Annotated in this window: 10 protein-coding genes, 1 tRNA gene and 1 other RNA gene; 1 reads left to right on the top strand and 11 read right to left on the bottom strand. The window is 53.8% G+C overall.

Going from position 1 to position 14,373, the window contains the following annotated elements:
- Nucleotides 1-266 precede the first annotated feature (266 nt).
- Entirely contained in the window at nt 267-1,352 is a 1,086-nt protein-coding gene (locus tag TPH_RS04715; RefSeq protein WP_015050052.1) for a DUF763 domain-containing protein, read from the top strand.
- 88 nt (nt 1,353-1,440) lie between these two features.
- On the opposite strand, the gene rnpB is transcribed toward TPH_RS04715, so the two are convergent.
- The 11 genes from rnpB to TPH_RS04665 all read right to left on the bottom strand — a co-directional run bounded on the left by rnpB (nt 1,441) and on the right by TPH_RS04665 (nt 14,149).
- An RNA gene (rnpB, locus tag TPH_RS14470) (RNase P RNA component class A) lies at nt 1,441-1,816 on the bottom strand.
- Between the two features lie 141 nt (nt 1,817-1,957).
- On the bottom strand, nt 1,958-3,178 hold the full coding sequence (locus TPH_RS04710; protein WP_028991068.1) for a SufB/SufD family protein: 1,221 nt from the start codon (nt 3,176-3,178) through the stop codon (nt 1,958-1,960).
- A 9-nt stretch (nt 3,179-3,187) separates the two neighbouring features.
- Nucleotides 3,188-3,946: an ABC transporter ATP-binding protein gene (locus TPH_RS04705; RefSeq protein WP_015050050.1), complete on the bottom strand. Its 759-nt coding sequence runs from the start codon at nt 3,944-3,946 to the stop codon at nt 3,188-3,190.
- A 296-nt stretch (nt 3,947-4,242) separates the two neighbouring features.
- Nucleotides 4,243-5,994, bottom strand: coding sequence for a pyruvate kinase (pyk, locus tag TPH_RS04700; RefSeq protein ID WP_015050049.1), 1,752 nt, complete (start codon nt 5,992-5,994; stop codon nt 4,243-4,245).
- 21 nt (nt 5,995-6,015) lie between these two features.
- Entirely contained in the window at nt 6,016-6,975 is a 960-nt protein-coding gene (gene pfkA / locus TPH_RS04695; protein ID WP_028991069.1) for a 6-phosphofructokinase, read from the bottom strand.
- A gap of 223 nt (nt 6,976-7,198) precedes the next feature.
- Nucleotides 7,199-7,399, bottom strand: coding sequence for a putative signal transducing protein (locus TPH_RS04690; RefSeq protein WP_015050046.1), 201 nt, complete (start codon nt 7,397-7,399; stop codon nt 7,199-7,201).
- Between the two features lie 95 nt (nt 7,400-7,494).
- Nucleotides 7,495-7,722, bottom strand: a complete 228-nt coding sequence (mtrB, locus tag TPH_RS04685) for a trp RNA-binding attenuation protein MtrB (RefSeq protein ID WP_015050045.1) — start codon at nt 7,720-7,722, stop codon at nt 7,495-7,497.
- 30 nt (nt 7,723-7,752) lie between these two features.
- The gene (locus tag TPH_RS04680; protein WP_015050044.1) at nt 7,753-11,226 is read right to left on the bottom strand and encodes a DNA polymerase III subunit alpha; all 3,474 of its coding nucleotides are present in this window, start codon (nt 11,224-11,226) and stop codon (nt 7,753-7,755) included.
- 209 nt (nt 11,227-11,435) lie between these two features.
- Nucleotides 11,436-12,140 (bottom strand): HAD family hydrolase, encoded by a 705-nt coding sequence (locus tag TPH_RS04675; protein WP_015050043.1) that lies wholly within the window; start codon nt 12,138-12,140, stop codon nt 11,436-11,438.
- Nucleotides 12,141-12,333: 193 nt separating this feature from the next.
- Nucleotides 12,334-12,411 (bottom strand) — tRNA-Pro (locus tag TPH_RS04670).
- Nucleotides 12,412-12,706: 295 nt separating this feature from the next.
- The gene (locus TPH_RS04665; protein WP_015050042.1) at nt 12,707-14,149 is read right to left on the bottom strand and encodes an ISLre2-like element ISTph1 family transposase; all 1,443 of its coding nucleotides are present in this window, start codon (nt 14,147-14,149) and stop codon (nt 12,707-12,709) included.
- Nucleotides 14,150-14,373 lie beyond the last annotated feature (224 nt).

The following is a 14,373-nucleotide window of genomic DNA, read 5'->3' as shown; positions in this document are numbered from 1 at the left end:
TAATTGCCTATGGAGGCAGTTTTGCTCCAAATAAAAATCGGAGGCCGGATTGTCGGAGCCCCCAAAACACATCTTTCAGATGCAGACTGCCTTGCGGAGGCTCCAATCGCATTTCGGAAGCAAGCAGAAGGATGAATTACTGTTTTCGTCCTCTGATGCCGTCACCGGAGGCGTCATCGTCCTCTGTCTCAAGAAAAGTGACGGTTTTCGCCTGGTTCTGATGGTTTTGTCATGAAGCCATTGCCGACGCAAGAAGAGGTGATCCCGTGCGCACCGGATATGTGGACCTTCCCCTGCACGGCGGGCAGTGTCCCCCGTGGCTTTTCGAACGCATGACCAGGCTGGGGCGTTCCATCATCATCCTGCTCGTCCGCGACCAGGGTACAGCAGGCGTGCTGCAGAAGCTGGCCGACCCCTTCTGGTTCCAGGCCCTCGGCTGCCTGCTCGGTTTTGACTGGCACTCCTCCGGCCTCACCACCACCGTCTGCGGTGCCCTCAAGGAGGGGCTGCGCGGTTTAGAAAGGGAGCTCGGTCTCTTCATCGCCGGCGGGAAGGGAAAAAGATCCCTGAAAACACCCCAGGACATCATAACTTACGTCGATCGATACGCTCTGCCGGCTAAGGCAGAAAAACTCGTCTACGCCAGCAAAATGAGCGCCAAGGTGGACAACACAGCCGTCCAGGACGGGTACCAGCTCTACCATCATACCTTCATTTTTACAAGCAAAGGCGACTGGGCGGTGATCCAGCAGGGAATGAACCCCGATAGCAGACGCGCCCGCCGCTACCACTGGCTGGGAAGCAGGGTCACCGATTTCGTCAACGAGCCGCAGAACGCCATCTGCTGCGACCGGAGGGAGCAAAAGGTTTTAAACCTGGTCGACCGAAAAAGTGCAGACACCCGCCAGATGATCGCCTCACTGAGCTGCGCCGCTCCTGTCGAAATAGCAAGAGAATACAGGAGCTTAATCATGCCCTACCGCCACTCCCTTGGCCCTGGGGACATCCAGCCGCAAAGCCTGGAGCGTATCCTGCTCAAAACGTATGAGCGGCAGCCGGACAGCTTTGAAGCCGTGCTCACCATACCCGGAGTGGGCCCGAAAACCATCCGTGCCCTTTCCCTGATCTCCGAACTGGCCTACGGCGCCCGGCCCAGCTATCAAGACCCGGCAAAATACAGCTTCGCCCACGGTGGAAAAGACGGCTACCCCTACCCGGTCGACAGGAAGATCTACGACCAGTCGATCTCTATCCTGGAACAGGCCATCAAAGATGCCAAAATCGGGAGGGAGGAGAAGCTCGAGGCTTTCAAAAGGCTTCGCTTCATCACCGGAGAGAAAAAGAAGCCCTAAGGGTGGCCTCCCGGCAGATTCTGGGAAGTAATCGGGCAAAAAAGCGAGGAATTTCCATAAACGAAACCCCTCGCTTTTTCTATCGGCGTGAGCAAGCAGTCCTGTAAGCCGGGTTCTGTACCTTCCTTCCGAAGGTGATGATCATCTCTCTGGGACCCCGGTTGCCCGGGGCCTCAAGCAACCTACCCGGAGGCTCATGCGGGCCGCTTCATTGCCTCCCTATTCGGTCTTGCTCCAGGTGGGGTTTACCTAGCGGACCAGTCGCCTGGCCGCTGGTGCGCTCTTACCGCACCGTTCCACCCTTACCCGGCACCCGTTATGAGTACCGGGCGGTATCCATTTCTGTGGCACTTTCCTCGGGGTCACCCCCACTGGGTGTTACCCAGCACCCTGCCCTGTGGAGCCCGGACTTTCCTCACGTACCGCCTTTCGGCCCTGGCACGCGCGATCATCCGGACTGCTTGCTCTGCTTTATTTACTCCTCAGGCTCTCTGATTATAACACCGATGGAGACGAGATGCAAATCGCCGAGCCCATCATCTGCCTGGCACTGACGAAATAGTGCTGTTGCCGGTCATGAGCTGGCATCTGCCCGCTATCATAAGCTAGAGATAGGATTCCTCACTCAGCTTGATGGCCTTCTGTACCTCTGCCTCCAGCTCCGCGGGCAGCCCCATGATCCTCACGTTCAAAAACCCGCGCACGATCATGGCAGTGGCCTCCTCTTCGGAGAGGCCGCGCGCCATCAGGTATTCGATCTCTTCCTCGGCGATCTTACCGACCGCCGCCTCATGGGAAAGGTCAACCCCATCAACCCGGGCTTCCAGCTCGGGGACGGCATAGATCACTCCATCCGGAGAGAGCATCAGGCCGCGGCACTCCAGGTGGCCCTTCACCCCTGCCTGTTCCCCTATCAGGTGGCCGCGGTTGACGATCCTGCCCCCCTTGGTCAGCGATCTGGCGATGATCTCGGCACGGCTGCTCTCTCCCTGCAGCGCTACCCGTGACCCCACATCAAGGTTGGAATTAGGGTGTCCCACCATGATCGAATGGTACCTGGCAACGCTATTGCGCCCCCGCAAATAGCTGGTCGGGTACATCTGAATGTCCTTTACCGGGCGTAAGCAGATATAATTGGAAAGGAAGACCCCGCCTTCTTCGACAACCGTTACAGTACGCGGCCGGACTGCTACATCCTCTGCCCAGCTATGCACCATAGTAAAACTCAGCCTGGCATTTTTCTTCACGTAGATCTCCGAAACACCGATATGCATCCCCGAAGAGGCGTGACGGCCGGTTGTGCAGCCGGTGATCAGATGGAGATCGGAGCCCTCCTCGGCAATGATTATGTTATGGGCGCTCTGCAGCAGGCCCTCCTGCTTAATGAACATACAGGCCTGGACGGGATAAACGGCCTTCACTCCCGGCAACGCCCGGATAAAATAACCGTTTTCCCCCTCCCGGCTTGTTTTGGCCGTATACCTATCTTTGTCGGCCGGAATCAAGCGCCAGCAGTAGTCATGCAACCAGTCGTATTTCTCCAGGGCTTCGGCTGTGCTCAATACCTCTAAACCTTCCTGGAGTGCGGCCGCATGAATAACCGAATTATCTTCGAGAATAAAGGTCCCCGTTCTCTCCTTCCCAGTTGGGTCCACGCCTGCTACAAGCATATCCTCTTTCTCTTCCTCGGAGAGGTCGTCGAGGTTCTCTAAATAGGGGCGGTCTTTCCACCCGACCTGGTAGCGCTCAGGGTCTACTTCCTCTCCGAAAGAATCGCCGTTGTCAAACCTCTTCCGGGCTTTTTGCCTGTTTTCCTCCTGCATCATGCTTCCTCCTTACTGCAAACAATGCAAACAATCAGCATAACCCACCTTCTGAATGCATCCCAGAAGCTCCCGGGGGTTCAAACCGCTGCAGGAAAGCCTGCCGTCAAAGAGAACATGGCCGAGATCGGCAGGAACATAATCAAGAATATACCCGGTATGAGTAATAATCAGACCGGCTTTTTGGCGTCCCTCCTTAAACTCGCGCCGGGAACAGTGCTGCCCTCGTATGCCGTCCTTCCACAGCAGCTGATTAATAGCCTCCCCGATAGTGGCGATATTCTCAAGGTCAACTCCCGACTCCGGCTCATCAAGCAGGACCAGGTCCGGGCTCTGCGCCAGCAGCTGGAGCATTTCCGAACGCTTCACCTCTCCACCGGAAAAACCGTAATTGACATCCCGTTCCAGGAAGGTTTCCAGGTGAAGGGGTAAAGCCAGTTCATCAATATCCTTCCTTCCGTTCCCCGTAACCCGCAGTAGATCGCCCAGACTCACCCCCCTCAATACAGGCGGCCGCTGAAAGGCAACACCGATGCCGAGCCTCGCCCTTTCATGAACCGAAAGGTTGGTAATGTCCTCTCCTTTGAAAACAATCCTTCCACCGGTGATGCGGTACCGTTTAAACCCCATAATCGCCCCCAAAAGGGTGGATTTGCCCGAACCGTTCGGCCCGAACAAAACGTGGGTTTCACCCGGCTTGATGTGCAGATCCACCCCTTTAAGGATCGGTCTGCCTCCCACTTCTACGTGAAGATCCTCTATTCTGAGCATTGCATCCTCCCTCAATAACAGATAAATAACAGATAAACAACAGATAAATTGAACCTCATAGATCGTTCGGCACCTGTCCGGAAAAACCTGCAGCAACCGCAAAAAAGATGCTCCCGTTATCGTATTATACCAGATCCGGGAGCACTGTTTTAGCGTCAACGCCTCCTGGCGAAATCCTTTCCAAGAAAATAACCTTCGTTGACAGTCATCGTGGCGGAAAATCATGGGAAGAGAGGATGTTCAGAAAATGGAAGTAAGAGGTTTTGGATATACCATATATTGTCATCTTTCAAAAGTCACAGCACCGTGGCCGAACCTCGATAGACAAGGCCTCTCATGCTGTCAACAGTTATGGTGCCGCCGTCCTTGATGATCCTGGTTGCCCCAGCCACCCCGACGACTACGGGTATCCCTAAGTTCAACCCGACGATGGCCGCATGGGAGGTAAGCCCTCCTTCTTCTGTTATAATCGCTCCAGCCTTTTGTAGCGCAGGCACATAATCGCGATCTGTGCTCGTCGCGACCAGGATATCGCCGGTGCGGACCTTCTCTTTGGCCTCTTCCGGCGTTCTGCAGAGCCGCGCCTTCCCGATTACGGCCCGGTTGCCGATCCCCGTACCTCGCGCCAGCACCTCACCGACAACATGAACCTTGATCAGATTGGTGGTGCCCGGCACCCCTACAGGAACTCCGGCCGTGAGCACAATGAGATCCCCGCACTTGATCAACCCTTTCTCCAGGCTGATATCCACCGCCTGTTTGATCATCTCATCGGTGCTGTGGGTTGGCGGCACCTCGAGGGGGTATGCCCCCCAGATGAGGCAAAGCCTCCGGCGCACCCTTTCGTTGGGGGTGACGGCAATGATCGGCGCCTTCGGCCTGTATTTGGAAACCATCCTGGCCGTAAAGCCCGAGGACGTAGAAGTGATAATAGCCGCTGCTTTCAAATCCCGGGCAATGGTACAGGTGGCGTGGCTGATGGCATCGGTGGTGGTTCGGGGCATAGCCGCCATCCTCTTCCTGAGCAAGCCCTCATAATCGAGCGCCTCTTCAGCCCGTTCGGCTATCCGCGCCATCATCTCCACGGCCTCCACAGGATATTTGCCGGCCGCCGTTTCCCCTGACAGCATTACCGCATCGGTCCCATCGAAAATGGCATTGGCCACGTCACTGGCCTCGGCGCGGGTGGGCCGCGGGTTGCGGATCATGGAGTCCAACATCTGGGTAGCCGTAACCACCGGCTTTCCGGCGCTGTTACACTTCTGGATGATTTTCTTCTGAATCAAAGGCACTTCCTGGGTGGGCAGTACAACCCCCATATCTCCCCGGGCAACCATCACCCCGTCGGCCACCTTGATGATCTCATCAAGGTTGTTAACCCCTTCCTCGTTCTCGATCTTGGCGATAATATGAATATCCGCCTCCCGCGCTTCCAGCAGGCGCCTGATGGCAAGCACATCGCTGGCCCGGCGGACAAAAGAGGCAGCTATAAAATCCACACCCTGATCAATCCCGAAGTTGATATCATCAATATCCTTGTCGGTCAGAGCAGGGAGATCGAGGGAAACCCCGGGTACGTTGACATTTTTCTGGTTCCCCAGCTCCCCCCCTGTGATCACTACACATCTAATCTCCGAACCGGCAACCTCCTGAACTTTCAGTTCGATCATCCCGTCGGCAATGAGAATCCTGTTCCCCGGACCCACCGCCTGGGGCAGACCCTGGTGGGAAACGGAAAAGCGGTGTTCATCCCCGGTGATGCTCTCCGTTGTAATGGTGACCTGCTCTCCCTCTTTGAGGATAACCCGTCCCTCTTTAACAAAGCCCGTCCGGATCTCCGGCCCCTTGGTATCCAAAATCAAAGCGATTGTCTTGCCCGTTTCCTGAGCAGCCTGGCGCAGCCTTTGAATACGCCGTTCGTGCTCTTCGTGAGTTCCGTGGGAAAAGTTGAGACGAGCCACATCCATTCCGGCGAGGATCAGCTTCTTCATTACTTCCAGGGAGTCACTTGCCGGGCCTATCGTGCACACGATCTTCGTCTTTCTCATACCGCCCCCTCCTTCACAACATTAGATGGCAAGAATAGCCGCCAGTTCCCAGAGTTCGCGATTCAGCGCCCGTTTCCGGGATAACGCATCCTCAATATCCACCGCCACCAGCTGTCCGTTAACAATTCCCACCATTTTTCTGCTCTCCCCTTCCAGCAGCAGATCCACCGCTTTTGCTCCCATACAGCTCGCCAGCATCCTGTCTAGAGCTGTCGGTGTCCCCCCTCGCTGCAGGTGCCCGAGAATGGTAACCCGGGTTTCCTGGCCCATTCTCTTTTTGATCTCTTCCCCGATCGTCAGGCCGCTGGCAGCACCTTCAGCAACGATGATGATGCTGTGAAGCTTCCCCCGGTTGATGCCACGCTGCAGTTTAAAGATCACCTCATCGATATCGACGGGTATTTCCGGCACCAAAATGGATTCTGCCCCCCCGGAGAGCCCGGCATAAAGCGCTATGTGCCCGGCATGGCGCCCCATGACCTCAATGATAAAGATCCGTTCGTGGGAAGTGGCGGTGTCCCGGATCTTGTTGATGGCATCAACAACGTTGTTGACGGCGGTGTCGAAGCCGATGGTCAGATCGGTACCACCGACGTCGTTATCGATGGTTGCAGGCACCCCGATCACCGGCACTCCGAGCTTAGCCAGAGCCAGGGCGCCTTTGAAAGAACCATCACCACCGATGACAACAAGGCCGTCGATCCCCCCGTCCCGGAGATTATTGACCCCCTTCCGCTGTCCCTCTTCCGTCTTGAATTCCTCGCTCCGGGCGGTATGCAGGATGGTGCCCCCCCGGTGTATGATATCGGCCACAGAACCCAACTGGAGTTTCACAAACTCTTTCTTCAACAGGCCGTCGAAACCCCTCTTGATGCCGACAACCTCGAGTCCGTGGTAAATTGATTTTCGCACCACAGCCCTGATCGCGGCATTCATCCCAGGGGCGTCACCCCCACTGGTAAGCATACCGATACGATTCACCTGACGCTTCATTTCTCTCACACCTTTTCATATCATAGGAATATTTTTTCCCCCTCAACTTTCCCCTATGCTATTCCTTAGAAGAGCACCAAAGCCTTGAAGGCAAAATTCATCAGACATCGTATTTGACACCATAAAAAAAATTCCTGCCGGCTCAATGCCGCAGGAAAATCAACAATAACGATAATAAAGGCCTTCATAATTCCACAACATTCCCCAACCATCAGACCAGAACCGTGCTCGTCAAAATCTCGTGAGCTTCCTCTGCTTCCGACTCCGGAACGAGAATTTCCACGGCTCCGCCGCTGTTCTGATGCGGCACACCGGCAGAGCGAATTGTAACGAGAACCCCCTCAGAAACAAGCTTTTCTTTCAGAGTCTCCGCTCGAGCACGGTTCGGAGCGATATAAACTACCGTCCACATGAATTTTGGTCCCCCCCTCCAAAATTCTTGTGATAAAATTAAGATTCGACCCCCATGTAGAGATTCCTTCAACGCGGAACCCTACAGTTAAAAAATCATACTGTTGTTTCAATCGTACCATGCTTGGTATAGATCACAGCCCGGCCGCGCACCTTGATGGCAGAGGTGTTTTCCGTGAACTGAGCGATCATTACTTCCCCCTGGTCGAGCTTCTCGGTATGGTGAAACTTGGTGTCCTTCCCCCGGGTTAAACCGATGATGGTCACCCCATTTTCCAGGGCTTTAATCGCCACATAATCAGCCTGCACATAATTATCGGACAATGACCTTCACCCCCTTCCGAGCATGAACAGCTAAGCTGTTTCAGTAAAGACGGATGACCACAAATGGGAATCCTTATCCATCACAAAACAGGAACCCGGCCCGCACAACTCCTCTATCCGGTAGCAGAGTCCGGAGTCCGCCTCCACGCAAAAGGCAGGGCCTGCCTGAACCAGCGTCTTTTCCTCGACAAAGTAGAGAAGAACGGGAGTAGTTCCCCGGTGTTGGGTCAGAAGAACCCGCAGCCGCTCCAGCACCTCCGGGCTACAGGCATAAGAATTGAGCCTTATATAGAGAAAATGTTCAAAATCGGCCGAATTCAACTCCAGAGCTCTGATCTTCTCACCGAAAAGACGATAAGAGTCCTCCTGTACGCTCAGCCTCCCTTCTACCAAGATAACCGCATCCTCTTGGAGGCAGGAGAGATCCTCCAGGTGATTGCGAGGAAAGAAGATGACTTCGACACTCCCCTCCATATCCTCCAGAGTAAAGTAGATAACTCCATCACCGCGCCTGGTGGTGCTGCGCCTCAAGGAGGTGACAACCCCCCCTAGCCTGATGTGCTCCCCGTCCTGGAAATTGGCCAGACCGGCAATCCCCGTAGTCGTCGTTTTGGAGAGAAGTTCCTGACAGCCGTCGAGGGGATGTCCGCTGACATAAAACCCCAGAACCTCCTTCTCGCTGGCCAAAAGTTCACGCCGCGGGTACTCCTGAAGCTTAGGGAGAGGGCGCTTAACCGGTTCCCTCTGCGGTCCGGCGAGCATATCAAACAGCGCAATTTGACCGTCCACCTGAGCTTCTCGATCCCTTCTGCCTGACTGGGCAGCATCCAGACACTCATCGAGAACCGCCATCAGCTGGGAGCGATGTGCCCCGAGGGTATCAAAGGCTCCGCAGAGAATGAGGCTCTCAATCACGCGCTTGTTCACCTGACGCAGGTCCACCCGCCAGCAGAAGTCATCCAGAGAAGTGAAACGCCCACCCTCTTCCCTGGCCCTTATGATGGCCTCTACTGCTCCCTCACCAACATTTTTGACGGCAGTCAAACCGAAGCGGATTTTCTTGTCCCCCACCACGGTGAAGTTTTCCAGGGACTCGTTGACATCCGGAGGCAGGATCTCCAACCCCATCCTGCGGCACTCCTGAATATAGTAAGAAATCTTGTCCGAGTTGTTCCTGAAGCTCGTAAGAAGCGCCGCCATGTAGGCGATGGGATAGTTCGCCTTCAGGTAGGCGGTCTGGTAAGAGATCAGGGCATAGGCCGCAGAATGGCTCTTATTGAAACCGTATCCTGCGAAGTGCTCCATTAGGTCGAAAATCTCCCCTGCCTTCCCCGGTTCAACGTTGAGCTTCATCGCCCCCTCGAGAAAGTTTTTCCTCATCCCGGCGATCACTTCGGGCTTCTTTTTCCCCATCGCCCGCCGCAAGGAATCCGCCTCGGCCATGGTGAATCCGGCCAGCACGCTGGAGATCTGCATCACCTGCTCCTGGTAGAGAATCACCCCATAGGTCTCCTTCAACACCGGTTCCAGTAAAGGATGAGGGTACTCTACACGGGTCTGGCCGTTCTTCCTGGCGATGAAGTCATCCACCATCCCGCTTCCCAAGGGACCGGGACGGTAAAGAGCAACCAGGGCAATCAGATCCTCAAAGCGACGCGGCTTCATATTCTTCAGGATATGGCGCATCCCTGCGCTTTCCAGCTGGAAGACCCCGCTCGTCTCCCCTGAGCTTAAAAGCTCATAGGTGCGCCGGTCATCGAGGGGAAACTGATTGGGATCCAGCTTGATACCCTGACGGGTCTCGATTATCTGCAGGGCATCCCCGATGACAGTCAGGGTGCGCAGGCCCAGGAAGTCCATCTTAAGAAGCCCCAGTTCCTCCACAGTCTCTTTGGGAAACTGTGTGATGACGGCATCTCCGTTTCGTTGCAGGGGCAAATAATTGACTAAGGGCTCCGGCGAAATGACGATCCCGGCGGCGTGGGTGGAGGCGTGACGCGGCATCCCTTCGATGGCCCGCGCAAGGTCGATCAGCTGCCGGACATCCGGGTTCTTCTCATAGAGCTGACTGAGCTCCGGGGTCTGCAGGGCCTTTTCCAGGGTGACCCCAGGCTCTTCGGGCACCAGTTTGGCAATTCTGTCAACCTCCGCCAGAGGCATGCCCAGAACCCGCCCCACATCCCGGATTGCTCCCCGCGCCATCATGGTACCAAAAGTAATAATCTGGGCCACATGCTCATCTCCGTACTTTTTCACCACATAATCAATGACCTCATTCCGCCGCTCGTAACAGAAGTCGATGTCGATATCGGGCATGGTAATCCGGTCTGGATTGAGAAAGCGCTCGAAGAGCAGGCCGTACCTCAGAGGATCGATATTGGTAATACCAAGCACGTATGCCACCAGGGAACCCGCCGCCGAACCTCGTCCTGGCCCAACCGGTATTCCTCTCTTGCGCGCCCAGTTAACAAAATCCTGGACGATCAGAAAATAACCGGAGAAACCCATCTGCCCGATTACCCGCAGTTCGTGCTCCAGCCGCTCCCGGGCTTCTTGAGGAACCCCGTCTGGATAGCGGCGCTCCAGGCCCTCCTCGCAGAGCCTGCGCAGATAGCTGTTCAAATCATACCCCTCAGGCACCTGAAAGTCCGGCAGATGCATTTGACTGAAATCAAAGTCTACCCGGCAGCGTTCCGCAATCTCCACGGTCCGGTTCAGGGCATCCTGGTCTTCCGGAAAGAGCGCGGCCATCTCCTCCGGAGATTTCAGGTAAAACTCCTGCCCGGTAAAGCGGAGGCGGTTATCGTCATCAAGCGTCTTCCCGGTTTGTATGCAGAGGAGAATATCGTGGATCCGGGCATCTTCTCGGCGCAGGTAGTGGGAGTCATTGGTCACCACCAGGGGGATCCCGGTATCCCCGGATATTTTTCTCAACCCGGCGTTCACCTTCTCCTGCTCGGGCATCTGGTGATCCATCATTTCCAGATAAAAGTTATCCCTGCCGAAGATCTCCCGGTAGTGCAGGGCTACCTCCCGCGCTTTATCGACCTCTCCGGATAACAGCAGCCTGGGGATTTCCCCGGCAAGACAGGCGGTTAAGGCTATCAAACCCTTGCTGTGCCGTGCCAGCAGCTCCTTATCTACCCTCGGTTTGTAATAAAAACCATCCAGGTGGGCGGCGGATACCAAAGCCATCAGATTCTTATAGCCCCGCTCATTTTCCGCCAGGAGCACCAGGTGATGAGGAGAATCATCCACATGGGGATTCCTGTCATGACGGCTCCGGGGCGCCACATATACCTCACATCCCAGCACCGGATGTAAGCCTGCATTTTTCGCCAGCTTGTAAAAGTCGATCACACCGTACATAACCCCGTGGTCGGTGAGGGCCAGTGCCGGCATTTCCAGTTCCGCCGCCCTCTCCACCAGATCCCGGAGGCGGGAGGCTCCGTCTAAGAGGCTGTACTCACTGTGTACATGAAGGTGAACAAAGTTTGCACTCATCAAGGATGCTCCCTCAATCGGATTGACAGCGGCGCCGGCCGAACAGTCCTTTTTGCATTCCGGCGGCACCGTTTAAATTGAGCATAGTCGTCGTAATTGGCCGTTATTCCCATTGGAATCGCCCGGGTTTATAGAAACGAACAATAATAGGGCAGGTTAACAGGACTTCGAAGGGCAGGTGCCGGTGAAAACCGTTTTTCAGGCGGCATTTAAAGATCATTGATAAACGCCACCAGGTCCTGAAACGAACCCCGATAATCCGTTTCTATAGGTAAATCCCTGCTGTTCTGCAAGCAGTCCTCCACCAAAAAGGTCTTCATCCCGATCTTTCTGGCAGCCAGGTCCTCTTCCACATCATTTCCGACCATCAGGCACCTTTCCGGTTTTACTTTGAGCATATCCGCAACTTCACTATAGTATTCCGGATGCGGCTTGCAGTAGTGCATATTGTCATAAGTCGTGATCAAGCAGTAAGGGATATCTGCAACATCGACCCATCTCAGGCGCTCCTCGATAGCCCGGGGGGGAAAAACGGGATTGGTGGCAATCCCTACGCGCACGCCCTTCGCCAAGAGCGTCTCCATCACCGGCCGCGCCTTCGGATTTGGCCGGGTAACATTCTTCAGATGGGGAAAATCCTTTTCGTAATAATCTTCAAAAAGTGACTCCAGAGTATCCTTATCGATCCCGATTCTCCTGGGGAAATAGTCCCAAAAAACATCGTAGTTCGTCCTTTTAGGATCCCGATCGTTCAGCATCATCATGGTACCCTGTTGGATCTCTCTCACCAGTAGCTCGGGCGGAATCACCCCAGCGAAGCGGGCACACACAGAATTGAAGTAAGCTTTAATAAATGCTTCCAGATCCATCGGCACCAGGGTACCGTCCAGATCAAAGAGGACAACGTCAAACACCTAAAAAACCCCCTTTTAACCTACCACCGGCCGCAGCTCGCCTGGCAACAGTCTACCATAAGCCTCCCAATCATCACAAGCTTCCCCTGGACCTTAAAAAAATTAAAACCCCTTTTAGAGACGGGGTTCTTGACTTCTTTGAGCACACCTTCCTGTTACCGTACTCATTATTTAATTTAATTATAAATTAAAATGGTCGGGATGACTGGATTTGAACCAGCGACCTCACGGTCCCGAACCGTGCGCTCTAGCCAAACTGAGCTACATCCCGAACTTTTCAGGGTATATTTTAATCCTTTTCTATCCCGGCGTCAAGCACCTGTACTGGTTTGTCCATGTCAAGATCCAGTAGGTATTTTTAATAAAATTTTTCCCCTTAAGAGACCTCGACGTTCAAAACCTTAAGCTTCAAAGCAATGGCTTTGACCTTGAATTTAACTGAAGATTGTTGAGATAAACTTGACAACCAGGTAGCTAGGAGGAACAGACAACAATAACACGTCACCCCGTCGCAAAACATTTAACACATGTAGAGGCCAAGCTATCAGTGCTACTCGGGAAACCGGTTAGCAAATAAGAGCAGCAAATTCCGGCCGGGTCAGTTCCCGTAAAACATGTTTTATCCAGGGACGATCCGCAAAAGGCCCTTTTAATGCCGGTATTGTCGCCTGCAGCCATTCCCCTATTTCTCCGGCTTTTTGTTTTTCTACCGACTTTTCTACCGGTTTTATCTGCGCTATCTCCTTCAGCTTTCCATGTTCCACTGGCCAGCGCGAAGCATAATTGCTAAGCTCTCCGTTTGCTTTGGCAGCCAGAAGCCGGGCCATCCGGTCTCCTCCGGTTGTGGTCCACTTGGCCCCCAGGCGTTTCATCCGCCGTGCTACGTTGTGCTGAATCTGCCCTTCGATGGTTCCTAAACGTTTTGCTCCTGCCGAGTTAATAATCCCCGTCCAGTTCTCTTCAAGATAATGCAATAGCTTGATGAGCCTCTTTTTCCGGTTGCCTCTGGTTTTTTTGATTGCTTCTGTGAGTATTGCTTGGGTTTCCTGCCAGTTGCTATGAGAGATGGCTGCGCCTACTTTCTGAAAGGTTTCTTCGTCATACCAAAGGGCTTCGGTTAAATGCCTGTTTAGATGGTATGGGTCTAAGCAGTATACGGCACCAGGGAAGTATTCCAGCCCCTCTTTGATCCATTTTGCTCCATCGCCACCTATGTAGATCTCTTTGATCTGTTCTAAATCCCATTTCCCCCCAGCCCGAGCATAGCTCTCTTCCCAGGCCACTTGTCCTTCACTTAGGGTGCTTACAACAAGCTTGTTTTGCAGGGCAAAGCGGTTCCGGCTAACTTGTTTCTTCCCTTCGTAGGTTACTATGTGTTTGATTTCTCCTCGCTTCTCTTTTTCCCGTTGCAGATTGACTATCACTCCGTCACCTTCAATATGCAACTCCCGAACCACTTCTTTCCCACTTGGTGCTTCTCCGTCTTCAAATACCGCCGCTCTCTTCTCTTCCCCTTCTTGCTGCAGTATTTCGCCTGCTTCTTGGGTGATATGCCAGATGGTCATGGTGCTTAATTTAGGTACAAGATAACTCAATATCTCCGCTGCCCGGCCAAAGGAAAGTTCGGTGCTTAGTTTGATTGCCAACTCTTTTAGGTAAGGAGTAACCCTGGCCCGCTCCGGCCAGCCCAGCAGTTCGTCTAAAAAGAATTTGGTTTCCCCGGTTTCTTTGTTCCTGTACAGCCGCCTTTTTAAGGAAAATTCCCCAAAGGTGCTGATGGCTGTTTTTGTCCGAAAACCGACCACCTCCCAGATGCTTCGGTCTCGTTCATTCATCAGACGGGTATCGATCTTTTCTAATGCCCAGGTGAAAATCTGGTTACACACGTCCTGGCAGAGTTCGTGAACTCCTTTCTCAAGCTCAGAAAAGTCTTCGCACTCTCCAATTAATTTGACTAAACCTTTGACAAAAAGAAGGACTGCCCCCACTATGTGGCGAATATCCAACATGAGACCTCACACTCCTTTTTGGGGTGATAGATTTTGGGTGCCGAGGTCTCTTTTCTTTTTAAGAAGCCGATCCCCTTCTTTTACCTACTGAAATTTTACATGGCCTACTGGTTTATAGAGGATGCATACTGTTGCCGGAATTGGACGGGGCTCATATCTCAGGTTTTGGTTTGGCCTATCTCGATTTTAAACCTCGCTTATCCGCCGCTTCAATTCCCCAGGCT

This window comes from Thermacetogenium phaeum DSM 12270, from assembly GCF_000305935.1.
GTDB classification, from domain to species: Bacteria; Bacillota; DSM-12270; order Thermacetogeniales; family Thermacetogeniaceae; genus Thermacetogenium; species Thermacetogenium phaeum.
This window is presented reverse-complemented; position numbering and strand designations above follow the sequence as displayed.